23 protein-coding genes are annotated in these 22,444 nt (G+C 70.6%); 15 read left to right on the top strand and 8 right to left on the bottom strand.

The features are described from left to right. The first annotated feature begins 56 nt into the window (after positions 1-56). A complete protein-coding gene (locus ADK66_RS08715; protein WP_053653411.1) occupies positions 57-908 on the top strand; it encodes a GDSL-type esterase/lipase family protein in 852 nt (283 codons plus the stop codon). A gap of 143 nt (positions 909-1,051) precedes the next feature. Here ADK66_RS08715 and ADK66_RS08710 read toward each other — a convergent pair whose 3' ends face one another. The 3 genes from ADK66_RS08710 to ADK66_RS08705 form a co-directional block, all read right to left on the bottom strand. Beyond that, a complete protein-coding gene (locus tag ADK66_RS08710) occupies positions 1,052-1,807 on the bottom strand; it encodes an EcsC family protein (RefSeq protein ID WP_053653410.1) in 756 nt (251 codons plus the stop codon). 43 nt (positions 1,808-1,850) lie between these two features. Then, complete coding sequence (locus tag ADK66_RS31820) at positions 1,851-1,997, bottom strand: hypothetical protein (protein WP_167945039.1); 147 nt, start codon at positions 1,995-1,997, stop codon at positions 1,851-1,853. Between the two features lie 108 nt (positions 1,998-2,105). Next, positions 2,106-2,969: a peptidase M23 gene (locus tag ADK66_RS08705; RefSeq protein WP_082377334.1), complete on the bottom strand. Its 864-nt coding sequence runs from the start codon at positions 2,967-2,969 to the stop codon at positions 2,106-2,108. A 399-nt stretch (positions 2,970-3,368) separates the two neighbouring features. Here ADK66_RS08705 and ADK66_RS08700 point away from each other — a divergent pair, with 399 nt between their 5' ends. Genes ADK66_RS08700 through ADK66_RS08690 form a run of 3 tightly spaced genes read left to right on the top strand, consistent with a single transcriptional unit; the run spans position 3,369 to position 5,476 of the window. Further along, positions 3,369-4,289 carry a proteasome assembly chaperone family protein gene (locus ADK66_RS08700; protein ID WP_053653409.1) on the top strand — a complete coding sequence of 307 codons (921 nt, stop codon included), beginning with the start codon at positions 3,369-3,371 and terminating at the stop codon, positions 4,287-4,289. Positions 4,290-4,326: 37 nt separating this feature from the next. Beyond that, a complete protein-coding gene (locus tag ADK66_RS08695; RefSeq protein WP_053653408.1) occupies positions 4,327-5,124 on the top strand; it encodes an exodeoxyribonuclease III in 798 nt (265 codons plus the stop codon). Positions 5,125-5,158: 34 nt separating this feature from the next. Then, positions 5,159-5,476 (top strand): antibiotic biosynthesis monooxygenase, encoded by a 318-nt coding sequence (locus tag ADK66_RS08690; RefSeq protein WP_053653407.1) that lies wholly within the window; start codon positions 5,159-5,161, stop codon positions 5,474-5,476. An 81-nt stretch (positions 5,477-5,557) separates the two neighbouring features. On the opposite strand, the gene ADK66_RS08685 is transcribed toward ADK66_RS08690, so the two are convergent. After that, positions 5,558-6,223 (bottom strand): class F sortase, encoded by a 666-nt coding sequence (locus tag ADK66_RS08685; RefSeq protein WP_053653406.1) that lies wholly within the window; start codon positions 6,221-6,223, stop codon positions 5,558-5,560. Between the two features lie 187 nt (positions 6,224-6,410). Further along, positions 6,411-6,992, bottom strand: a complete 582-nt coding sequence (locus ADK66_RS08680) for a hypothetical protein (RefSeq protein WP_053653405.1) — start codon at positions 6,990-6,992, stop codon at positions 6,411-6,413. Between the two features lie 130 nt (positions 6,993-7,122). Here ADK66_RS08680 and trmB point away from each other — a divergent pair, with 130 nt between their 5' ends. Together trmB and ADK66_RS08670 are read left to right on the top strand one after the other, a co-directional pair. Next, positions 7,123-7,821, top strand: a complete 699-nt coding sequence (gene trmB / locus ADK66_RS08675; protein ID WP_053653404.1) for a tRNA (guanosine(46)-N7)-methyltransferase TrmB — start codon at positions 7,123-7,125, stop codon at positions 7,819-7,821. 52 nt (positions 7,822-7,873) lie between these two features. After that, entirely contained in the window at positions 7,874-10,387 is a 2,514-nt protein-coding gene (locus tag ADK66_RS08670) for an RNA helicase (protein ID WP_053653403.1), read from the top strand. Between the two features lie 9 nt (positions 10,388-10,396). On the opposite strand, the gene ADK66_RS08665 is transcribed toward ADK66_RS08670, so the two are convergent. Then, positions 10,397-11,116, bottom strand: coding sequence for an MBL fold metallo-hydrolase (locus tag ADK66_RS08665; RefSeq protein ID WP_053653402.1), 720 nt, complete (start codon positions 11,114-11,116; stop codon positions 10,397-10,399). 112 nt (positions 11,117-11,228) lie between these two features. Between ADK66_RS08665 and ADK66_RS08660 the strand changes: the two genes are divergently transcribed. Beyond that, positions 11,229-11,801 carry a TetR/AcrR family transcriptional regulator gene (locus tag ADK66_RS08660; protein ID WP_053653401.1) on the top strand — a complete coding sequence of 191 codons (573 nt, stop codon included), beginning with the start codon at positions 11,229-11,231 and terminating at the stop codon, positions 11,799-11,801. 30 nt (positions 11,802-11,831) lie between these two features. Here ADK66_RS08660 and ADK66_RS08655 read toward each other — a convergent pair whose 3' ends face one another. Then, entirely contained in the window at positions 11,832-12,893 is a 1,062-nt protein-coding gene (locus ADK66_RS08655; RefSeq protein WP_231639970.1) for a LacI family DNA-binding transcriptional regulator, read from the bottom strand. Positions 12,894-12,946: 53 nt separating this feature from the next. On the opposite strand from ADK66_RS08655, the gene ADK66_RS08650 reads away from it, so the two are divergent. The 8 genes from ADK66_RS08650 (at position 12,947) to ADK66_RS08615 (ending at position 21,234) form a co-directional block, all read left to right on the top strand. Next, positions 12,947-14,155 carry an MFS transporter gene (locus tag ADK66_RS08650; protein ID WP_053653399.1) on the top strand — a complete coding sequence of 403 codons (1,209 nt, stop codon included), beginning with the start codon at positions 12,947-12,949 and terminating at the stop codon, positions 14,153-14,155. A 52-nt stretch (positions 14,156-14,207) separates the two neighbouring features. Continuing rightward, positions 14,208-15,188 carry an aldo/keto reductase gene (locus tag ADK66_RS08645; RefSeq protein WP_053653398.1) on the top strand — a complete coding sequence of 327 codons (981 nt, stop codon included), beginning with the start codon at positions 14,208-14,210 and terminating at the stop codon, positions 15,186-15,188. A 521-nt stretch (positions 15,189-15,709) separates the two neighbouring features. After that, a complete protein-coding gene (locus tag ADK66_RS08640) occupies positions 15,710-16,591 on the top strand; it encodes a transketolase (RefSeq protein WP_167945049.1) in 882 nt (293 codons plus the stop codon). Next, complete coding sequence (locus tag ADK66_RS08635) at positions 16,588-17,538, top strand: transketolase family protein (protein WP_053653396.1); 951 nt, start codon at positions 16,588-16,590, stop codon at positions 17,536-17,538. The genes ADK66_RS08640 and ADK66_RS08635 overlap by 4 nt, the downstream gene beginning before the upstream one ends. Next, positions 17,535-18,323, top strand: coding sequence for a hypothetical protein (locus ADK66_RS08630; protein WP_053653395.1), 789 nt, complete (start codon positions 17,535-17,537; stop codon positions 18,321-18,323). The genes ADK66_RS08635 and ADK66_RS08630 overlap by 4 nt, the downstream gene beginning before the upstream one ends. Continuing rightward, positions 18,320-18,979, top strand: a complete 660-nt coding sequence (locus ADK66_RS08625) for an SIS domain-containing protein (protein WP_053653394.1) — start codon at positions 18,320-18,322, stop codon at positions 18,977-18,979. Before ADK66_RS08630 ends, ADK66_RS08625 begins: the two co-directional genes overlap by 4 nt. 18 nt (positions 18,980-18,997) lie before the next feature. Then, the gene (locus ADK66_RS08620) at positions 18,998-20,419 is read left to right on the top strand and encodes a glycosyltransferase (RefSeq protein WP_053653393.1); all 1,422 of its coding nucleotides are present in this window, start codon (positions 18,998-19,000) and stop codon (positions 20,417-20,419) included. Continuing rightward, entirely contained in the window at positions 20,416-21,234 is an 819-nt protein-coding gene (locus ADK66_RS08615) for a phytanoyl-CoA dioxygenase family protein (protein WP_053653392.1), read from the top strand. The genes ADK66_RS08620 and ADK66_RS08615 overlap by 4 nt, the downstream gene beginning before the upstream one ends. A 203-nt stretch (positions 21,235-21,437) precedes the next feature. Here the strand turns inward: ADK66_RS08615 and ADK66_RS08610 are convergent, their stop codons facing one another. After that, positions 21,438-22,148: a class I SAM-dependent methyltransferase gene (locus tag ADK66_RS08610; protein ID WP_053653391.1), complete on the bottom strand. Its 711-nt coding sequence runs from the start codon at positions 22,146-22,148 to the stop codon at positions 21,438-21,440. Positions 22,149-22,444: the final 296 nt, after the last annotated feature.

Here is a 22,444-nt window from a genome sequence, read left to right as displayed (position 1 = left end):
CGCCCTGCGCATAGAGTTACCGCGCTGTCGCTCTGTGCTGCGAGACGGGGGTTGTCATGCCTCGACGCTGGGTCGCCGCCCTGGCCTGCCTCGCGGCTCTCGTCGCGCTGGCCTGTGAAGGCGGCACGTCGGCGACACCCCGCCCCACGAAGAGCGCGCCGCAGTCCGGCGGGCCGGGCGGCATCGCCGCACTCGGCGACTCGATAACCGCCGGTTTCGCCTCCTGCCTGGTGCTCACCTCCTGCGAGCGCAACTCCTGGTCGACAGGCGACGGGCTGCGGGTGCAGAGCCACTACCGGCGGCTGCTCGACCAGAACCCCAAGATCCGCGGGCGGGCGTACAACCATGCCCGGCCGGGTGCCCGCGCCGACGCCCTCGAAGGCCAAGCCCAAGCGGCGGTACGCGACCGCGTCGACTACGTCACGGTGCTGATCGGCGCCAACGACATCTGCCGGGGCGGGGTCGACGCGATGACCCCGGTTGCGCAGTTCCGGGCCGACGTCGATCGGGGTCTGCGGGCGCTGCGGACCGGCCGGCCGAAGGCGCGGGTGCTCGTGGTGAGCATTCCCGACCTGTACCGGCTCTGGGAGGTCGGGCACGACGACCCGCGGGCGACACGCGCGTGGCGGCGGGGCATCTGCCCGGCCCTGCTGGCCGACGCCACGTCGACGGCACCCGCCGACCGTGCCCGCCGGGCGGCAGTACGGGAGCGGATCGAGGCGTACAACGCGCAGTTGGTGGCGGCCTGCCGGGCGTACGGCTCCCGGTGCCGGCACGACGGCGGCGCGGTGCACAAGGTGCGGTTCACCCTGGACCTGCTCAACCCGCTGGACTGGTTCCACCCGAATGCCACAGGGCAGGGCCGGCTCGCCGAGGTGACCTGGCGGGCCTCCGGCCTGGCCGGCTGAGCCACCGGGCCGCCCTCTGCCAGCGGCTCACCAGCAGCGGCACACCGACGAGCGGGCCAGCAGCCAGCGGCTCACCGGTAGCGGCACACGGGCCAGCAGCCAGCGGCTCACCGGTAGCGGCACACGGGCCAGCAGCCAGCGGCTCACCGGCGGCGCGGCTCCGGAACGGCGACGCCGCGCTGGCCGTAGAGCGCGCGGGATCGCTGCGCGAGGTCCTTGGTGGCGGACGAGTTGGCCCAGGTGCCGAGGACTATCGCCGCACCCGGCACGATCTTGGCGACCATGCGCTTGGCCGCCCGGACGCCGGCCATCTGCGCCAGCCGGACGCCGAGTTGCAGCATGACCCGGCCGAGCGGACGCTGGCCGCCGGGCCCGAACAGCGCATCGGCGCGCTCCCGGCCTGCGGCCACCCCGAGCGCCAGCCGGGCGCTCTCGGCGACCTTGTGCACCCGTTGCAGCACGAGCAGGTCGGTGGCCCGGTCGTTGTGCAGGGGGTCCACCTCGTACGCGGCGGCGATGTGCAGCACCATCCGCGCCTGGGTCCAGGCCAGCACGCCCACGTCGAGCACGGCGCCGGGCAGCCCGGCCGCACCGGAAACCGCACCGGAGAGGCGGGCCAAGTTGACGAACTTGCGGGCAGCCTGGTCGGCGAGGGCATCGGCCGAGACGCCGGGGTGCTCGGCACGGGCCCGGGCGGCCCACTGCGCGGCCTCCGGCCCGAGTCGGCGCACCGCCTCCAGGGCGAGGTGCTCCGGGGCGTACTGCGGATCGTCGCGCATCCGGTCCCACAGCCGCGCCGGCGGACCTTCCGGCGCGGCCGGCGGCGCCTCCGGCGTGTCGGCGGACGGCTCAGAGGTGGGCACGGCGGGCTGACCGCCGACGGGTGGGGTGTCGGTCACCGGGTCTCCCCAGGGGTCACGGCGGGCAGGACGACCGCTGCGGTCAGCGGCGGCGGTTGGACAGCCGCGCCGCCAACCCCTTGAGCTTCTGCTGGGTGCCGGGCTTGGCCATCTCGCGCCGACCCCTGTCGACCAGCTGCTGCCCCTTGGGTGATCGCAAGAAGGTGCTGATCCGCTGCATCAGTGACATGACGTCCTCCTGTCGGTGGTGCCTGGGTCATGTGTACTCCGTGCCCGCAACGGTTGTACCCGGGACGCGACAGGTTCAACCCCACCATCCACAGTGGTCGGTAGGCTACTACCTGGCCGGAACGATGGCGTCGACGACCCGGGTGGCCCGCCATTCGTGCTGCTGGTAGTGCTCGGGATAGGCGGAGATCTGCACCGCCTGGGCGGCGTCGGTGAGCCGCATCTGCTGCCAACCGGGCACCTGTTGCAACGCGGCGAGGAACTGGCGGGTGGCGAACGCGGGGTCCATCAACCGGCCGACCGGGCCCCACCCACTGCTGGAGCGCTGCTGGAACAGCCCCACCGAGTCGTGGTCCCAGCCGACACCCTGGTGCGGGTAGTTCCGCGACTCGGGCAGGACCCCGCTGGCGACGTTGTAGAGGTTGCTCTCCTGCATGGCGGTGGCCACCGCGATCACCAGGCCACGCCGCGGAATGCCCATGTCGCGACCGGTCCGCACGATCACCTTGGCGTTGTCCATCTGCTCCTTGTCCAGCCCGGCGACCGGCGCCGGGTCGGTCGGCTTCGCCGTGACGACCTTGCGCGCCCGCGCGGTGGTGTCCGGGTCGGCGGTGGTCGCGGACGGCGACGGGGTCGCGCTGGAGGTCGCGGCGGGGGCCGTCGGCGCGGCCGAACGGTCGAGACCACGGGAGGCGCTCTGCTGCTCGGCGCGCTGCGCCAGCTCCGAGCTGGCCACGTCGCGGGTCGCCACGCCGGCGTCCCCGTCGCGGACCTGGGCCACGGCGGCCAGGCCGAGGCAGCAGACCACGCCGGTGGCGAGCGCCACCTGTGCCCGGCGACGGCCGGTCAGGTCGCGGGCGTACGCGCGGAGCCGACTCGCGGGGGTTGTCCGTTCGGCTGAGGTGCCATCCTCCATTTCGGCAGTGGGGCTGCTCGGGGCGTTCGGGTCGTCGAGGGTGCCGTCGTCACGCATCAGCCGAGGCTAGGCAGACGACCTCCCCGATCACGCAGGGTGATCACGTGGTCCTCGCCACAGATTCGGGGTGCCCTGGTGGACGAGTGGGGCGGCCGGACGCGCCCGGGGAACGGACCTCGCGTACCGGATGAAGCAGGTGTCGCACGCAGGCCGGCACAGGCGGTGACAGGCGCGGACATCGGGCCAGCCGCACCCGCATGATCGACAAACTCGGCCTTTGAGCCGAACCATCCATCGTCCGAAAGGCGTATTGGGATGGTTGGTCCGATCGTGCCCACCGGCAGGCAACGGATCGCCCGGCGAAGGAATGCACAAGGATGGCGGGTACGTTGCCCGAACCGGGTGCCGTCCGTCGCGTCGGCATTCCGTAGGCACATTTCAGGGAGGTCCGCACCGGTGCTCGACCCACATGAGCTCTACCAGCTCACCGACGATCTGCCCGACCTCGGGCAACCGGTCCTGATCCAGGCCCTCACCGGCTTCGTGGACGCCGGCAACGCCAGCCGGCTGGCCCGCGAGCAACTGCTCACCTCGCTGGAGAGCAGGCCGATCGCCACCTTCGATGTCGACCAGCTCTTCGACTACCGCTCCCGCCGGCCGGTGATGACCTTCGTCGAGGACCACTGGGAGAGCTTCGACGCGCCCGCGTTGGAGCTGCACCTGCTGCACGACGACGACGAGACGCCCTTCCTGCTGCTCACCGGCCCCGAACCGGACCTTCAGTGGGAACGGTTCACCGCCGCGGTCGCCGGGCTCGCCGCCCGGCTGGACGTACGGCTCACCGTCGGGCTCAACTCGATCCCGATGGCGGTGCCGCACACCCGGCCGACCGGTGTGACCGCGCACGCCACCCGACCGGAGCTGATCGCCGGGTACGAGCCCTGGCTGCAACGGGTCCAGGTGCCCGGCAGCGTCGGTCATCTGCTGGAGTTCCGCCTCGGCGAGCAGGGCCGCGACGCGCTCGGCTTCGCCGCGCACGTGCCGCACTACGTGGCCCAGACGGAGTACCCGGCCGCCGCCGAGGTGCTGCTCACCTCGGTCTCACGCAGCACCGGGCTGCTCCTGCCCGGCGATGGGCTGCGGTCCGCCGCGGAGGTGGTCCGGGTGGAGATCGACAGGCAGGTCGCCCAGACCGAGGACGCCGCCGCCCTGGTCCAGGCCCTTGAGGAGCAGTACGACGCGTTTGCCCGCGGGCGCGGCGAGAAGAACCTGCTCGCCCCGGACGCCGGCCCGCTGCCCACCGCCGACGAACTCGGCGCGGAGCTGGAACGGTTCCTGGCCGAGCAGACACGCCCCGGCGACACCCCGGGCGGCTGACCCGGCGACGCGGGGGTGCATGGGGCAGGCTGGGGACATGCGTCTGGCGACCTGGAACGTGAACTCGGTGAAGGCCCGCCTGCCCCGGCTGTTGGAGTGGCTGGCCGGCACCGCCCCCGACGTCGTCTGCCTGCAGGAGACCAAGTGCCCCGACGACGCCTTCCCGGTGGCCGAGGTCGGCGACCTGGGCTACACCGTGGCCAACCACAGCAACGGCCGGTGGAACGGGGTGGCGATCCTGTCCCGGATCGGCCTGGCCGACGTCCGGGTCGGGTTCGCGGGCGAGCCGGGCTTCCCCGAACCGGAGGCCCGGGCCGTCTCCGCCACCTGCGACGGGGTGCGGGTCTGGTCGGTGTACGTCCCGAACGGCCGGACGCCTGACGACCCGCACTACGCGTACAAGCTGGCCTGGTTCGCGGCGCTGCGCGACGCGCTGGACGCGGAGCTGACCGACGGCCTCCCGCTCGCCGTCTGCGGGGACTTCAACGTCGCCCCGACCGACGCCGACGTCTGGGACCCGGCGGTCTTCACCCACTCCACGCACGTCACCCCGCCCGAGCGGGCGGCTCTCGCGGCCCTGCGTGACCTGGGGCTCAGCGACGTGGTGCCGACCCCGATGAAGGGGCCACACCCGTTCACCTACTGGGACTACCGGGCCGGGATGTTCCACCAGAACAAGGGCATGCGGATCGACCTTGTGTACGCGTCCGCGCCGTTCGCCCGCGCGGTCCGCTCGGCGTACGTCGACCGGGAGGCCCGCAAGGGCAAGGGCCCCTCCGACCATGCCCCGATCGTCGTGGACGCCGACCTCGTTCCGGCGGTCGAGACGTTCTGAGCCCCGCTCCCCTGCTGGTGGCTAGGGTGGGCAGATGGCAGTCGTGAAGATCAACGCAATCGACGTTCCGCCTGGCGCTGGCGAGGAGCTGGAGAAGCGGTTCGCCGCCCGCGCAGGCACCGTGGAGAACTCCCCCGGCTTCCTCGGCTTCGAACTGCTCCGGCCGGTGGCAGGCGAGACCCGCTATTTCGTGTACACCAAATGGGAGAGCGAAGAGGCGTACCAGGCGTGGGCCGCCGGGCCGTCCCGTGCCGCGCACGCCACCACCCCCGGCGAGAAGCCCCGCCCGCCGGTCGCCAGTGGCGCGAGCCTCCTGGAGTTCGAGGTGGCGCTGCACGTCCCCCAGCCCTGACCCCGGGCGCGGGTGCACGGAGATCGGGGTGTCCGGTGCTATGGGATACCGCGGTTTCCGTGAACCCCGCCCGCGGACTAGTCAGGGCTTGCGGGACGACTGCATGCTGGCGAACGCGATCACGTTGTCGGCGTAGCCGGTCCGGCCCCCGATGAACTGGCCACCACAGGTGATCAATCGCAGCCCGGCCGGGCCGTCGTGCCCGTAGATGCGTTCGGCGGGCAGCCTGTCCTTCGGGAAGTGCTCGACGGTGTCGACTTTGAAGACCACCACCGACCGGTCCGCGCGGGCGACCTCGATCAGATCCCCGGGCTTGAGTTTGCCCAGGTCGTAGAAGACCGACGGACCGCTCTTGGTGTCCACGTGCCCGACGATCACGGCCGGGCCGGGCTCGCCCGGGGTCGGGCCGCGGTCGTACCAGCCGGTCTCGTTGTGCCGCTCCAACGGCGGTACGGCGATCGAGCCGTCGCGTGCCTGCCCGACGGGTGCCACCGGCGCGGCCACCTTGATCGCCGGCACCGTGAGGCGTACCGGGCGGCTGGCCGACAGCCCGACCGTCTCGCTGCGGGTCGGGCGGTCGCCGCCGGCCGGAGCCCAGTCGAGGGGGCCGACCGACCGGCCCAACCCTGCACCGGTCGCGAACACGCCGGCCAGCACCAGCACCACGGCCAGGGGCACCGACCAGGGGCTGCGCCCGGACGGACGGCTGCGCCGGGGCGCGACGACCGTCGCCGGGCGCGCGGCCACGGACGGCCGGCCCGGGGAAGCCGACGAGCCGGCAGAGGACCGCTCGGCGGACGACCGCCCGGCAGACGGTCGCGTACCGGCGGACGACCGCTCGGCAGACGGTCCCGAGCCGGCAGAAGGTCGTGAGCCGGCGGGCGGTCGCGAACCGGCGGGCGGCGGTGTGGGGTGGAAGATCTCCATGGCGGGCTCAGCGGCGGACGGCGCCACGGACGGTACGCGGTCGACGCAGGGCCAGCACCGCGACGATCAGTCCGGTGATGGTGAGCGCCGCACCGCCGGGCAGCAGCAGTTTGCCGGTCATGCCGCCGGAGCCGCCGCCGAAGCCGGTGGCCGGCCCTCGGCTCGGGTGTTCCGGCACCTTCTTGACCACCTGGAGCATCGTCGAGGCGGTCTCGCCGTCGCGGCACTCCAACTTGACCCGGTAGTTGCCGGGGCGGGTGCGCTCGCGCACCATCGGTGCGGCGGTGAGGACGCCGCGCTGCGGTTGGACGCCGATCGCACCGAAGGCGTCGGAGACGACAGTGGCGCCCACCGAGTTGTCCCGGCAACTGGCCCGGATGCCGACGAGGTAGCCGGGCTGCACAGTGCTGGGGGTCACCTCGACGAACACGTCGACCGGAGACGGCGGCTGGGGCGCGGACACCGGCAGTCCAGCCGGCTGGGACGCGTCCGGCCCGGGAGCCGCATACGCGGGGGCGGCGGCCAGCAGGGGGCCGGCGAGCACTGTCACCACGGCCAGGATCACGCCGCCACGGGTCACTGTCACGATGCCCCCTCTCGACGCGCTAGGACCGCGCCGGGCAGCGGACCGCCCGGCCTGCCGTACCAGATGGATCCTCTCACTCCCGGTCGCACATCACATCCGATCCGCCGACGGCGTCGCGTACCCTCGGGTGGTTGTGACCGCCACCGACCATGATCCCGCCGCAGTTCCGCCCGTGGGCCACATCCGCACCTTCCACCCCCGTCGTGGCCGGATGAGCGGCCGGCAGACCGACGCGCTCGACCGGCTCTGGTCCCGGTACGGCCTGGACGTGTCGGACGCGTCCGTCGACCTCGCGCAACTGTTCGGCCGCCGGGCACCTGTGGTGTTGGAGATCGGCTCGGGCATGGGGGACAGCACCGCCGCGATGGCCGCCGCTGACCCGGGTCGAGATTATCTGGCGGTCGAGGTGCACACGCCGGGAATCGCGAACCTGCTCGACCTGGTGGAGCGCGGTGACCTGGACAATGTGCGAATCGCGCGGGGCGATGCGTTGGACCTGGTCAGGGGCCTGCCCGAGGGTGCGCTGGCCGCTGTGCACGTCTATTTCCCGGACCCGTGGCCCAAGGCCCGCCACCACAAGCGGCGGATCATCCAGCCGGCGCACGTGGCACTGCTGCGCTCCCGTCTGGCGCCGGGTGGCACGCTGCACTGCGCGACCGACTGGGCCGAGTACGCCGAGGCGATGCGGGAGACCCTGGACGCTGACCCGGAGCTGGTGGACGCGTACGGCGGTTTCGCACCTCGTCCGGCCCACCGGCCGGTGACGAAGTTCGAACGGCGGGCGATCACCGCCGGGCGGCCGGTCGCCGACCTGATCTACCGGCGCCGGTGAGACGAAGGCCGGTTGGCGCCGGAGGGCATGATCCAGGCACCATGGACGGGATATGACGCTCACCGCCGCGCTGCCGACAAGCGCCGACCCCGACACCCTCTTCGACGCGTTCGCCGGCTGGGCGAAGGATCGCGGCCTCGACCTCTATCCCCATCAGGAGGAGGCGGTCATCGAGATCGTCTCCGGCGCCAACCTGATCATGAACACGCCCACCGGCTCCGGTAAGAGCCTGGTGGCGGTCGCCGCGCACTTCGCCGCCCTCGCCGACAGCCGGACGACCTTCTACACCGCGCCCATCAAGGCCCTGGTGTCGGAGAAGTTCTTCGCGCTGTGCGAGGTCTTCGGCGCCGAGAACGTCGGCATGCTCACCGGCGACGCGAGTGTCAACGCCGACGCCCCGATCATCTGCTGCACCGCGGAGATCCTTGCCAATCTGGCGCTGCGCGAGGGCGACCGGGCCGACGTCGGCCAGGTGATCATGGACGAGTTCCACTTCTACGCCGAGCCCGACCGGGGCTGGGCGTGGCAGGTGCCGATCATCGAGCTGCCGCAGGCGCAGTTCATCCTGATGTCGGCCACCCTGGGGGACACCACCCGGTTCGTCGACGACCTGACCCGGCGTACCGGGCGGCCGACCGCCGTCGTCCGCTCGGCCGAGCGGCCGGTCCCGCTGATCTTCTCGTACGCGATGACGCCGCTGCACGAGACGCTCGAAGAGCTGCTGGAGACCAAGCAGGCCCCGGTGTACGTCGTGCACTTCACCCAGGCCGCCGCGCTGGAGCGCGCGCAGGCGCTGATGAGCGTCAACGTCTGCACCCGCGCCGAGAAGGACATGATCGCGAGCGCGATCGGTGGCTTCCGGTTCACCTCGGGCTTCGGCAAGACGCTGTCCCGGCTGGTCCGGCACGGCATCGGCGTGCACCACGCCGGCATGCTGCCCAAGTACCGCCGGCTCGTGGAGACCCTCGCCCAGGCCGGCCTACTCAAGGTCATCTGCGGCACCGACACGCTCGGCGTCGGCATCAACGTGCCGATCCGCACGGTGCTGTTCACCGGCCTGTCCAAGTACGACGGGGTACGCACCCGGCTGCTCAAGAACCGGGAGTTCCACCAGATCGCCGGGCGGGCCGGGCGGGCCGGCTACGACACCATCGGCCGGGTCGTGGTGCAGGCACCCGAGCACGTCATCGACAACGAGAAGGCCCTCGCGAAGGCCGGCGACGACCCGAAGAAGCGCCGCAAGGTGGTCCGCAAGAAGCCGCCGGAGGGCTCGATCGGCTGGGGCCAGCCCACCTTCGACAGGCTGGTCGAGGCCGAGCCGGAGCCGCTGACGTCCAGCTTCCAGGTCAGCCACTCGATGCTGCTCAACGTCATCGGCCGCCCCGGGGACGCGTTCACCGCCATGCGGCACCTGCTCACCGACAACCACGAGGAGCCCGCCGCCAAGCGCCGGCACATCCGCCGGGCCATCGCCATCTACCGGGCCCTGCGCGCCGGTGGAGTTGTCGAGGAGCTGCCCGAGCCGGACGAGACGGGCCGGCGGATCCGACTCACCGTCGACCTCCAGCTCGACTTCGCCCTCAACCAGCCGCTCTCCCCCCTCGCCCTGGCCACCATCGAGTTGCTCGACGCCGAGTCCCCGTCGTACGCCCTGGACGTGCTCAGCGTCATCGAGTCGATCCTCGACGACCCCCGGCAGATCCTCTCCGCGCAGCAGTTCAAGGCGCGCGGCGAGGCGGTGGCCGCCATGAAGGCCGAGGGCATCGAGTACGAGGCCCGCCTCGAACTGCTCGACGAGGTGACCTACCCCAAGCCGCTCGCCGAACTGCTGGGAGCCGCGTACGAGATGTACCGGCAGGGGCACCCCTGGGTCGCCGACCACGAACTCTCCCCCAAGGCCGTCGTCCGCGACATGTACGAGCGGGCAATGACCTTCACCGAGTACGTCCAGTTCTACGGGCTGACCCGCTCGGAAGGGCTGGTCCTGCGCTACCTGGCCGACGCGTACAAGACGCTGCGCCAGACCGTCCCCGAGGATGCCAAGACCGAGGAACTGATCGACCTCATCGAGTGGCTCGGCGAACTGGTGCGCCAGGTCGACTCCAGCCTCATCGACGAGTGGGAACGGCTGCGCAACCCGTCGGACGTGGCCGAGGTGGCCCAGGCGCACGCCGCCCTCACCGACCGGCCACCGGCGGTCACCCGCAACGCGCGGGCGTTCCGGGTGCTGGTGCGCAACGCGCTGTTCCGCCGCGTCGAGCTGGCCGCGCTGCGCCGCTGGGACCTGCTCGCCGAACTGGACGCCGGCGACGGCTGGGACTACGACGCGTGGGCCGACGCGCTGGGGCCGTACTTCGAGGCGTACGACTCGATCGGCATCGGTCCGGACGCCCGGGGGCCGGCGCTGCTGATGATCGAGCAGGGCCGGGAGCGCTGGAAGGTCCGGCAGATCTTCGACGACCCCGACGGCGACCACGACTGGGGCATCAGCGCGGAGGTCGACCTGGTCGCGTCCGACGAGGTCGGTGCCGCGGTCATCCGGGTCACCGACGTCGGCCAGCTCTGACGTCCACCGTCACCGGGTCTGGGCGGCGGCCTTGATCCGGCGTACGGCCTCGGCGGCGCCCTGGTTCCACGGGGTGCCGTGGCCAGGGAGGATCCAGGTGGCCCGCAGGTCCTCGATGCGGGCGAGCGAGGCGAGCGCCTGCGCCGGGTCGTCGGTGAACGGCGCCGGCTGCGGACCCGGCTGGCCGGTCAGCACGTGTCGGGTGGTGAGCGCGTCGCCGACGAACACGGCGTCGGCGACCGGCACGTGCACGGCGACGCTGCCCGGCGAGTGGCCGGGCATGCCGATGATGCGGGGAGCGCCGGGCAGGTCGAGCACCTGACCGTCCTGCACGGCGATCACCTCGGTGAGGTAGGTCGTGAGCAGCCCGCCCTTGCGGCCCGCGTACCAGATGAAACCTGCCGTCGCCCCGACCTTGAACGTCCCGAAGGGCGCCTTGGACTTGACCTCGCCGCGGGCCCGGGCGGCGTCCGCTTCGTGCACGTAGACCGGTACTCTGTGGTCGCGCCGGAGCCGTTCGGCGAAACCGATGTGGTCGGTGTCGCCGTGGGTGAGGATCAGACCCTTGACGTCGGCGAGCGAGCGGCCCATGGCGGACAGCTCCGCGACGAGGTCGGACCAGTGGCCGGCGAGGCCGGCGTCCACGACTGTCACGCCCTCCTCGGTGTCGATCAGGTAGGCGGCGACGATGTCGTTGCCGATGCGGTGCAGGTGTGGTCCGAGCTTCATGGCTTCCTCCAGGTGTGGCGTCCCGCTCTGATGGCTACGATACATAGCCATCATGCCTAAGCGCCATAGCTATCATGGGTGACGGTCGTCGCCCACCTGGAAGGACCACCACATGCCCACCCCCGACCGGACGTCCCTCGCCGACATCGTCACGGCCGCCCGCCAGATCCTGGAGGCCGAAGGGCTCCCACGCCTGACCATGCAGGCGGTCGCCGAGCGGGTCGGCGTACGCGCCCCCTCGCTGTACAAGCGGGTCCGCAACCGCGACGACCTGATCCGGCTCGTCGCCGAGGCCATCGTCCGCGACTTCGGTGAGCGGCTCAGCGCCGTCGCCGGCAGCGGCGACCCGGGCCGGGACCTCGCCGAGCTGGCCCGCGCTTTCCGCGCGTTCGCCCACGCCCAACCGGCCGGCTACCACCTGATGTTCAGCAACGGCCCCGCCGAGACCCGCCCCAGCCTCGAAAGCCTGACCCTGGCCAGCGCACCAGCGCTCCGCGTCGCCGCCGACCTCGCCGGACCCGAGCACGCGCTGGCGGGCGCCCGCATGCTCACCGCCTGGGCCAACGGCTTCGTCAGCATGGAACTCGCCGGCGCCTTCAACCTCGGCGGCGATCTCGACGAGGCGTTCGAGTTCGGCATCGACCGCCTGACCGCAGCCCTGGCTAACCTGCCCCGAACGACCTGACCACCGCGCCTCCCCGACTGCCGGCCGGCCTCACCCGCGGGGCGGCGCCGTCGACGCGCGCACGACGACCTCGGTGGGCAGGATCAGCGTCGTACGGGTGAGGGCCGGCCGCAGCAGCATGCGGACGGCCTCGGCGCCCTTGCGGGCGTGCGGCTGCCGCACTGTCGTCAGGGCCGGCGTGGCGGCCGCCGCTTCCGGTACGTCGTCGAACCCGACGACGGAGAGCCGATCGGGAACCCCGATGCCACGGCGGGTCGCCTCGGCGACGACGCCGAGCGCCAGCCTGTCGCTCATCGCCAGGATCGCCGTGGGCGGCTCGGCGAGATCCAGCAGAGGTGCTGCCGCGGCGGCACCGTCGGCCTCCTCGACCCCTCGGGCCGCCACGACGACGACACGGCCACCATCGGCGAGTACGGGCGCGAGGGTGTCCCGGTAGCCGTCGAGGCGGGCGCGGTTGGCGACGTACCCGGTGGGGGCGTCGAGACCGGCGGGCACCAGAGTCGTCTCCGAACGCCGGGCCAGGGCGAAGCTGATCACGCCGACGCGGCGGTGGCCCAGGTCGACCAGGTGGGCCGCCGCGGATCGGGCGGCGGCCCGGTCGTCGATGCCGACGTACGGCTCCCCCGGCGCCACCGGGGCGTCGAGCCCGACGACCGGCAGGCGGCGGGCGCGCAGCAGCTCGCGCCGCTCGGGCTCCAGCGGGTCACAGAAGGCGACGAAGCCGTCCACCAGAGCATTGGGAACGATGTCCGGAAGGCCCGGCTCGGCGCGGGGAACCAGCACCAGCGAGGAGCCGTGCTCGCCGCAGATGCGGGCCACTCCGGCCGTGGTCAGTCGCGCCGCCGGGTCCTCGAAGAGGTACTGCAGGGGCTCGTGGATGATCAGCCCGACGGCACCGGTCCGCCCACTGCGAAACGTGTTCGACAGCGGGTCGGGACCCGGGTAGCCGAGGGCCTGTGCGGCGTCGAGGATCCGGTCGCGCAGCTCGCGACTGAGCTGGTCGGGCCTGTTGAACGCATTGCTCACAGTGGCCTGACTGACGCCTACCGCCTTCGCGACGTCTCGCATCCGCGGGGGTGGAACGTTGCTCATCTCGGAGACTCCACTGCGTTGTGCCGGCTCTCTGATACGTATAAGTTAGCCCCATGGGCGTCGATGTGGCGGACGGTGTGCGCGGCCGTACGAGCAGCGACTGGCTCGTTCCCGCGTCCGCGTTCGCGGTCAACGGCGCACTCTACGGCAGCCTGCTCACCCGCTATCCCGAGATCGCCGACCGGGTGTCCGCCAGCGAGACCCAGTTCGGTGTGGTGCTCTTCGCGGCGGCGATCGGTGGACTGCTCGGGTCGCTTGTCGCTCCCCTGCTCGCCCGCGCGGTCGGTGAACGATCGGCCACCCTGCTCGCCGGCGCGGGCTACGCGCTGCTGGCTGTGGGTGTGGCGTGGGCGCCCCAACTGATCCTGCTCGGCGGGGCCCTGCTCCTGCTGGGTGTTCTCGACGGCGCGCACGACGTGGTGATGAACGCTTTCGCGGTCCGGGTGCAGCAGCACCGCGCCACGACACTGATGGGCCGGATGCACGCCACCTGGTCACTGTCCCTGGCCGGAGCGGGTGTGCTGGGCACGATCGCCGCCGGGCTCCGGGTGCCGGTCGCCCTGCACGTCGGCATCGCCGCCGCGATCGCGCTTGTCGTCCAGGTGGCGATCGCCATCAGCCGCAGAGGCGTGGTGGCCGGCGGCCCACCCGCACCGGCATCGACCGGCAAACCGGCGCAGCCGCGACGGTCGAGAGGTCGCCTGCGGTACGTACTGCCGGTGTTGGGTCTGGCGGCGGTGGCCGCGAGTTACGTGGAGAGCCCTGGGCAGGAGTGGACCGGGCTCCTGCTCAGCCGCGGCTTCGACGCGACACCGCAGGTGGCGGCGGCGGCGCCGGTCCTCTTCGGCGCTGGCCTGCTCGCCTCCCGCCTGCTCCTGGACGCGGCGGTGGCCCGCATCGGTCAGGCGAGGGTCGCCACTGTCAGCGGCGCCACGATGATGGCGGCGGTCGGCGCCGGTCTGCTGTCGACGCTCGCGGGCGCGCCGGCGTGGTGGGCGCTGGCCGCGGTGGCGGTGGCCGGATTCGGAGCCGGGCCGGCCTTCCCCCTGCTGTTCGGCGCGGCGGACTACCTCAGCGTGCGGCACGGCATTGCTCCTGCCCGCACCGCGTCCATGGTGTCGGCGCTGTCCCGCGTCGGTGCGATCTCGGCGCCGATCGTGGTGGGGCCGCTGACCGACGCGTTCGGCATGGGGATGGTCTTCGCGATCATGGCGGTCGGTGCCGCACTGGTGCTGGGCGCGCTGCCCCGGGCGGTCCGGTGACCAGGCCGCCGATACGCAATCGTCAACGGGCACGGCGACAGGAGGTTCGGTGATGCGGTACACGCGGCTCGGCTCCACTGGGCTTTCCGTCTCCCGGCTCTGCCTGGGCGGGATGAGCTTCGGCGAGCCGCACCGGGGAGCCGACTCGTGGACACTGCCCGAGCAGGAGAGCCGAGAGGTGATCCGCCGGGCACTGGACGCGGGCATCACCTTCTTCGACACGGCGAACGTCTATTCCGATGGCTCCAGCGAGGAGATCCTCGGCCGCGCCCTTGGCGAGTACGCGCGTCGCGACGACGTCGTCATCGCCACCAAGGTCTTCGGCCCGATGGGGCCGGGGCCCAACCAGCGCGGATTGTCCCGCAAGGCGATCCTCGCCGAGTTGGACAACAGCCTGCGCCGGCTCCGGACGGACTATGTGGACCTGTATCAGATCCACCGCTGGGATCCGGAGACCCCGATCGAGGAGACGTTGGAGACCCTGCACGACGTCGTCCGCGCCGGCAAGGTCCGCTATCTGGGCGCTTCCTCGATGTACGCGTGGCAGTTCGCCACGGCGTTGCAGGTCGCCGAGCGGCACGGCTGGACCAGGTTCGTGAGCATGCAGAACTACCACAACCTGATCTACCGCGAGGAGGAGCGGGAGATGCTTCCGCTCTGCCGGGACCGAGGGATCGGCACCCTGCCGTGGAGTCCGCTGGCCCGGGGCAAGCTGGCCCGCGACTGGACGGCGAGCACCCCCCGCACCGCCGACGACGCCTTCGGGCACAGCCTGTACGCCCGGACCGAGAAGTCGGACAGGGCGGTTGCGGCACAGCTCGCCGAGGTCGCCGAAAGGCGAGGGGCGCCCCGGGCGCAGGTGGCGCTCGCGTGGTTGCTGCGTCAGCCCGTGGTGAGCGCACCGATCCTCGGCGTGACGAACGTGGGGCAGCTCGACGAGGCGCTGGGCGCGCTCGATGTCGTGCTCTCGTCGGACGAGGTCGCCCAGCTTGAGCGGTGCTACGAGCCGCACGCCGTGGTGGCCCTGGGCTGACTCTCGGGTCGTCCTGCCCACTTCGTGACGGGCGTGATCAATTGCAAGAATGCGGCCATGGTCAACACGTCATGTTTCGACTGAATGACACAGTCGTGTCGCCCGAAAGACACCCTCGATAGGTCGTGGGAATTGCATTGAATTGATGTGACCCAGATCACGGTTTAGGAAATAAACAGCTGCTCCATCAATGGTCATTACGGCTGGAGACTTGACGCCTCTGGCGCTGTGTGGAAATCTCGGGTACAGGAAGAGATCTGCCAATATCTATTACCGGGGGATTCCATGGACTGTAGCGCTACCGGGCGTTGACGCGCTCGCGGTAGGCGTTCTGGCGGCAGGTGGACCGCCTCCACAATCGCACTGAAGATCTGTTTATCGACGAGCCGTGCGCAATTGGCACGGCTGATCCGGCGCGCATTCTGCCCACTAAATGGTGACAGAATCGCAGGCTTCACCCTGCCCGGAATGCATTCCTCGAAAGCCTCGAAGACCTGGCGCACCACAAAGGAGGGATTTCGTTGACCGCAAGCATCACGTACCTCGACGCGTTACCACCGGATCGTCACCCCAATCTGGTGGACGACGGATTCGAGTTACCGTACCGGCTCTCCCGGATCGCCCAGTTGTCAAACGATGTGCGCGCACATCTGCTCAAGATGATCCATCTCGCCGGATCCGGCCACGTCGGTTCGTCGCTCTCCTGCGTCGACCTGGTCAGTGTGCTCAAGTTCGACCAGATGGACGCCTCCGGAAAGGACGTCTTCGTCCTGTCCAAGGGGCACGCCGCACCGACCTGGTACGCCGCCCTGATGGTCGCGGGCGAACTCGACCCGGCGGAAATCGGCACCCTGCGCCGGATCGACAGCCGGCTCCAGGGGCACCCCGACCGCACCCGGCTCGACCTCGTGGCGGTGAGCACCGGGGCTCTCGGCCAGGGGCTGTCGGTCGCCCTGGGACGCGCCCAGGCGCGACGCCTGCGGGGGGCGGACTCCTTCGTCTACTGCCTCGTCGGCGACGGCGAGCTTCAGGAAGGGCAGATGTGGGAGGCCCTCATGTACGCCGGGGCCCGGGGCCTGGCCAACGTGGTGCTGATCGTCGACTACAACCGCAGTCAGAACGACGGAACGCTCGAAGAGATCATGCCTCTGCATCCGCTACCGGAGAAGCTGCGGTCGTTCCACTGGCACGTCCAGGAGGTCAACGGCCACTCCCACCTGGCGATCCGGGACGCCGTCGCCAACGCGCGGGAGAACTGGATGCAGCCCTCCGTGATCATCGCGCACACCCGTAAGGGCTATCTGGGCCCGGGGCAGATCCTGCTGAACGGCTCGCACAGCGGCGCCCTGACACCTGAGGTGTACGAGGACGCCATCAGCTACCTGGGGCAGGTGAGCGTGTGAAGGCGACACGCGACTGGTTCGGGGACGCCCTGGTGGACGTCGCCGCCGACCACGAGAACGTCCTGGTCGTCAACTGCGACCTCGCCTCGGCGACCAAGACGACCAGGTTCAAGCAGACCTTTCCCGAACGGTTCTTCGAGATCGGCATCGCCGAGGCCAACGCCATCGGCGTCGCTGCCGGGCTGGCGCAGGAGGGGTACCGGCCGTTCATCGCCAGCTTCGGCCACTTCCTGACCGGCAAGTTCCTGGAGATCTTCCAGTCGGTGGGGCTCAACAACGCGGGCGTCGTGCTCGTCGGCACGCACGCCGGGCTCGCCATCGGCAAGGACGGCCCCACCCAGATGGGTCTGCGCGACCTGGCCCTGATGCGCAGCCTGCCCAACGTGGAGGTGCTCCAGCCCGCCGACGGGGTGGAGACCCGCGCCATGCTGGCGTACGCCGTGACCCACGATCGTCCCATCTACCTGCGGTTGTGCCGGCAACCGCAGCGCGAGGTGCACGACCAGGACTACCAGTTCCGTCCCGGGCATCCCGACGTCGTCAGCCACGGCACCGAGGTCGCCGTCGTGACCATGGGCGCGATGGTGCCCGTGGTGCTCGACGCTGTCGAACTGCTCGCCCCGACCGGGCTGCGACCCACAGTCGTGAACGCCTCGTCCCTGCCCCTGGACGTGCCGGCCACCGGCGACCTGCTCCGGCAGTACCGGCACGTCCTGGTCTTCGAGGACCACTTCATCCGTGGTGGCCTGATCGACGAGATCGGCCGCATCGTGCTGGGTCTCGACAGGCACATCAGGTTCCACGCCTGGGGAGTCGACGACTACGGGCAGGCCGGGTCCCCTGAGGAACTCTACGAACGCTACGAACTGGACGCGCCGGGTGTGGCCAGCCGGATCCGGGCCGTGACCGGCGCCAACACCCCCGAGATCGGAGGCAGCAAGCAATGACGAGAGCCGACCAGCCGAAGAACCTCGCCCACGACCTCGACCACGCCCCCTACCTCTTCGTCGAGCACGAACTCGCGCCCGGGGCCGTTTCGCCGTACCGGCACCACCCCGGGGACCACCGCAGCTTCATCGTCATCGGCGGCCGGGTCCGCCTCGAGTCGCGGCACGCCGACGGCAGCGGGCACCGTGAGTACGGCTACCTGCGGGGCTGGCACGCCGAGCCGGGCGCGACCTACCGTTTCGCCCAGGTCGGCGTCGAGCCGGCAGTGGTCGTGGAAGCCGGATCGCAGACCGGGCCGGTTCACGAGTCCTGGGACATCGCGCCCTCCGGCGCTGCCGAGGCCGCCCGCTGCCGCGACGTTGACCTCTACCGCGTCGACAAGCCGTGGGGGCACGAGGTCTGGTACACCAACAACCTCGACGGCGTCCCGTACGCCCTCAAGCAGATCCACATGACGGCCGGCCACCAGTCGTCGTTGCAGTCGCACCAGCAGAAGGTGGAGACCAACTACGTCGTCGACGGCCAGGCGACAGTCCTCAACGGCACTCCGGCCCCCCACGACACCGACGCCGTCATCGACACCGACGTCCTCCCCCGCGCCGTGCACTCCCGCAGGTCCGGCTGGTCGTCGGCGGCGAACGTCCTGCACCGGGTGATCGCCGAATCGGACTACACCTCCGTCGAGGTCTCCACCCCGGAGCTGGACGACGTCATCAGGTGGGCCGACGACACCAACCGTGGCAACGGTCGCATCGAGGTCGAGCACGCGGGAGCGCGGGTATGAGCATCGACGACGACATCCGGCTGTACCTGGCGGAGAAGCGGGCCATCATCGACCAGTTCCCGGTCGACGCTGTCGCGGCGGCAGCGGAGATGCTGTTCCGCACGTACGACGAGGGCGGCACCGTCTACGCGATGGGCAACGGCGGCAACGCCGGCACCCTCGACCACGCCTACTGCGACTTCAAGCACCACCCGTTCGTCTCCGAGGACAAGAGCCGCCCGGTGTCGTCGGCGGTGCGGCGACTCACCTTCGTCAACCTGTGCGGTTCGTCAGCGGAGCTGAGCGGGCTGGTGAACGACCTCGGTCCGGACAACATGTTCGCCGCGTCGCTCGAACCGTTCGCCACCGAACGCGACCTGGTCATGGCGTACAGCGGAAGCGGCAACTCCCCCAACGTCGTACGCGCGCTGGAGGCCGCGGCGAAGGCCGGGGCGCGCACCTTCGCGATGACCAAGGGCGACGGCGGTCGCTGCCGGACGCTCGCCGACGTGTGCCTCGTCGTGCCGGGCACCTCCCGGTTTCCCGGGCAGACCGGCAGCAACGACAACAACTTCCACTTCGAGGACGCGATGCTCTCGGTCAACCACATCCTGGTCGGCCTCCTCAAGCAGCGTGTCGGTCAGGAAGCGGCCGACCGCGTCCAGGTGTCCGGATAACAGAACGGGGATGGTCCGATGCTGACGATCAACCCGGTCCGGTCGCGACCCGTGCTCACCTCTCTCGAACGGCTCATCGGCCCGCAGCGGTCCGACCGGCTCCGGAAGGCCGCCGCGGAGATCCAGGACAGGCTGCGGGGCGGCACCCTCTGGCACGTCAACTCCACCCCGACCGGCGGTGGGGTGGCCGAGATGCTGCGCACCCTGCTGCCCCTCCACGACGAGTTGGGCGTCCGGTCCCGGTGGGCGGTGGTGAGCGGCGACGACGCGTTCTTCCGGATCACCAAGCGGCTCGGCGTGGCGCTCTACGGCAGCGACGGCGACGGGGGGCCGCTCGGCCCTGCTGAGCGCGAGGCGTACCTGCACGCCCTCGCCCCGGCCGCCGACCGGCTCGTCGAAAACGTCGACCGCCGCGACGTGGTCATCCTCCACGACCACCAGACCGCGGGCATGGCCCCGTTGCTGGCGGACCGGGTCGCGTCGGTGCACTGGCGCTGCCACGTCGGTGTCGACGAGCCCACCGACGCCTCGGAACGCGGGTGGGAGTTCCTCGCCGAACTGCTGGACGCCGCCGACTCGTTGATCTTCTCGGTGGCCGACCACGTTCCGACCCGGCTGCGCCACAGGCCCGTACGGATCCAGCCACCGTTCATCTCGCCGTTCGACGCCAAGAACGTCGACCTTCCGGCCGACACCGTCCGCGCCTGTCTGGCGCAGTGCGGCCTGGATCCGAACGGCGAACCGGCGAGATCGCCGCTGTCGGTGCAGACGGCGGCGGGGACCGTCCGACTCCACTCGACGCCGACCGTGATCTCCGGTGGCGGTCGTCAGCTCGGCGAGCCGCTGATCACCCAGGTATCACGGTGGGACCGGCTCAAGGACATGGCCGGTGTCCTCACCGCCGTCACCGACCACGTACCGGTCGGTCACCTCGCCCTGGTCGGCCCGGACCCGGACGCCATCGCCGACGACGTCGAGCAGGGCTTCTGGTACGCGGACTGCCTGGACCGGTGGCGGAAGCTGCCCTCGCCGCAGCGCCGGCGGGTGAGCCTGGTCAGCCTGCCCATGGCGGATCAGACGGAGAACGCGCTGCTGGTCAACGCGATCCAGCGGGCCTCCGACGTGGTGGTGCAGAAGAGCCTCGCCGAGGGGTTCGGGCTCACCGTGGCGGAGGCGATGTGGAAGTCGCGGGTGGTGGTGGGCAGCGCTGTCGGCGGCATCCGGGCCCAGATCACCGACGGGGTCGACGGTTACCTGCTGACCGACCCGGCGGACCTGCGCGGTCTGGGCCGCATCATCACGACCACCCTGAGCGGCGCGGTGGACCGCCAGGAGATCGGTGTACGGGCGCACCAGCGGGTGCGGGACGACTTCCTCCCCGACCGGGAGGTGACGACGACGGCGTCGATGCTGGCGCCAGAGAGGATGGTGACGCGATGAGCACCAGCAAGCGAGGACTCGACCCGGAACAGGTGGCGGCGTTCCGCACCGACGGATACGTCATCGGCGACGGACTTCTCAAGCCGGACGCCTTTCTCGCGCTGAAGGACCACTTCGAGCGCAAGCTCGCGGCGCTGCCCGAGGGCGAGCGGCCGGAGGACATGGACGTTCCACACTTCACCGACCCGGAACTGTTCCGGTGGCTGCTCGACCCGGACGTCCTCGACGTCGTCGAGAGCGTGCTGGGGCCGGACATCGCCCTGTTCACGTCGCACTTCTTCTGCAAGCCGGCGGGCGACGGCAAGAGCGTCCCGTGGCACACCGACGGCTACTTCTGGCGGGAGATGATCGAGCCCGCGGGCCAGGCGATGACGATCTGGCTGGCGATCGACCCGTCCACACTGGAGAACGGATGCATGAAGGTCATCCCTGGCAGCCACGTCAGCGGTGAGGGCAGCTACCGGCGGGTGACCGACGACACCAGTGTCTTCGACGAGGAGTTGGACCAGAGTCGCATCGACGCCAGCCAGGCGGTCCCGGTGCAGCTGCAACCCAACCAGTTCAGCATCCACTCGGGCGGCCTCGTGCACAGCAGCGAGGTGAACCGCAGCGCGATGCGACGGTGCGGTTTCACCATGCGGTACATCAGCACGAGCGTCCGTTTCAACCACGACGGGGTGGGCCACAAGCACCAGATCTTCCTAGCCCGCGGCAGGGACCGCGCCGGCAACACCTACGCCGATCCGAGCCGGGCGTACCCCGAGCTGGTGCAGACGCGGGGCGGCGGTCAGCGGTTCGTCGGCGCCGAGCGCTGACCACTGATCAGCACGACGGCCCGCCCCCTGTGGCGGGACCGGGTCCGGGCGCCCCGGCTCCCCCCGGGGGCCCCGGACCCGGACGCGACGTGCGTGAACGGACAACCTCAGTGTCCGGTCCACGTGAAGGTGGCACTAATCGTCGCGCGTGAGCAGTTGCGGTGCCAACTAGGTGCGGACGGCGGAAGCGTTTCCGTCCAGGTTTAGTTGGCACCTTCTTGCCGGCGGTGTGCAAAGAGGACCGCTCCTGGAAGGCTCTCGTCGAGGCCGAGCAGCATCTGGGCCTTGACCGTGAATCCGGCATCGCGCAGCCAGGTCGCCATCCGGTCCGGCTGACGGCGGTGCACGTAGACCTTCATCGGATGACCGCCGTAGCCTTCCGTCTTCAGCCGTGACTCATCTCCGACGTGAAAGCCGAGCAACAGAGGTCCATCGGGACGCAGCACCCGCCGAAAGTGGCTAAGAACCGCCGGGATCTCGTCGTCGGGGATGTGGATCAACGACCAGAAGGCGAGCAGGGCAGTGATCGAGGCGTCAGCGAGTTGTAGGTCCGTCATCGAACCCACCTCGAACCGCAGGTCGGGGTGCTCCCGCCGAGCGATGTCGATCATCGCGGGTGACAAATCGACGCCGAAGGCATCGACGCCCAGCTTATGCAGGTGGGCAGTGACATGGCCTGGTCCGCAGCCCACGTCCGCCACCGGGCCACCGCCGGCGGTGTGGACCAGATCGGCGAACAACGCCAACGCCGCGAGCAGATAGGGCTCCCCAGCCAAAGCCACCCGTGTGTAGTCGGAGTAACTGTCGGCGACCGTGTCGTAGGAGATCCGGATGTCTGCCAACCAGTCGTCCGCTCGCCTGCTCCGTGACCCAGAAGTGCCGCCGCCTTCCAACCGCGTTCCGGTATCCGTCATCGTTCGGCTCCTCCTCGTGAACTGGTGCGGACGCGTAGGTCTCGGAAGCCGCGCACGCTACCAGTTTCCAAGCCAACTTCGGTGAACCGAGCACCCACCTTCGAGGTTTGACACCGCCCTGGCCGTCACCAGCTACAGCGAGACAGACGCCAGATGTCGGAGACCGGAGACCAGTGCCAACACAATCCGGACGGCGCCACCACTGGTGCCAACAACCGTGGACGGTGCCAGCTTCAAGTGGACCGGACACTCAGAGCGTCAGATTCATTGGGCAATGTCAGTGGCGTCGATTAGAA

Origin of the sequence: Micromonospora sp. NRRL B-16802, from assembly GCF_001279555.1 — a bacterium.
Taxonomy (GTDB): domain Bacteria; phylum Actinomycetota; class Actinomycetes; order Mycobacteriales; family Micromonosporaceae; genus Micromonospora; species Micromonospora profundi.
The sequence above is the reverse complement of the archived record's forward strand: the minus strand, read 5'-3'. Positions and strand labels throughout refer to the sequence as shown.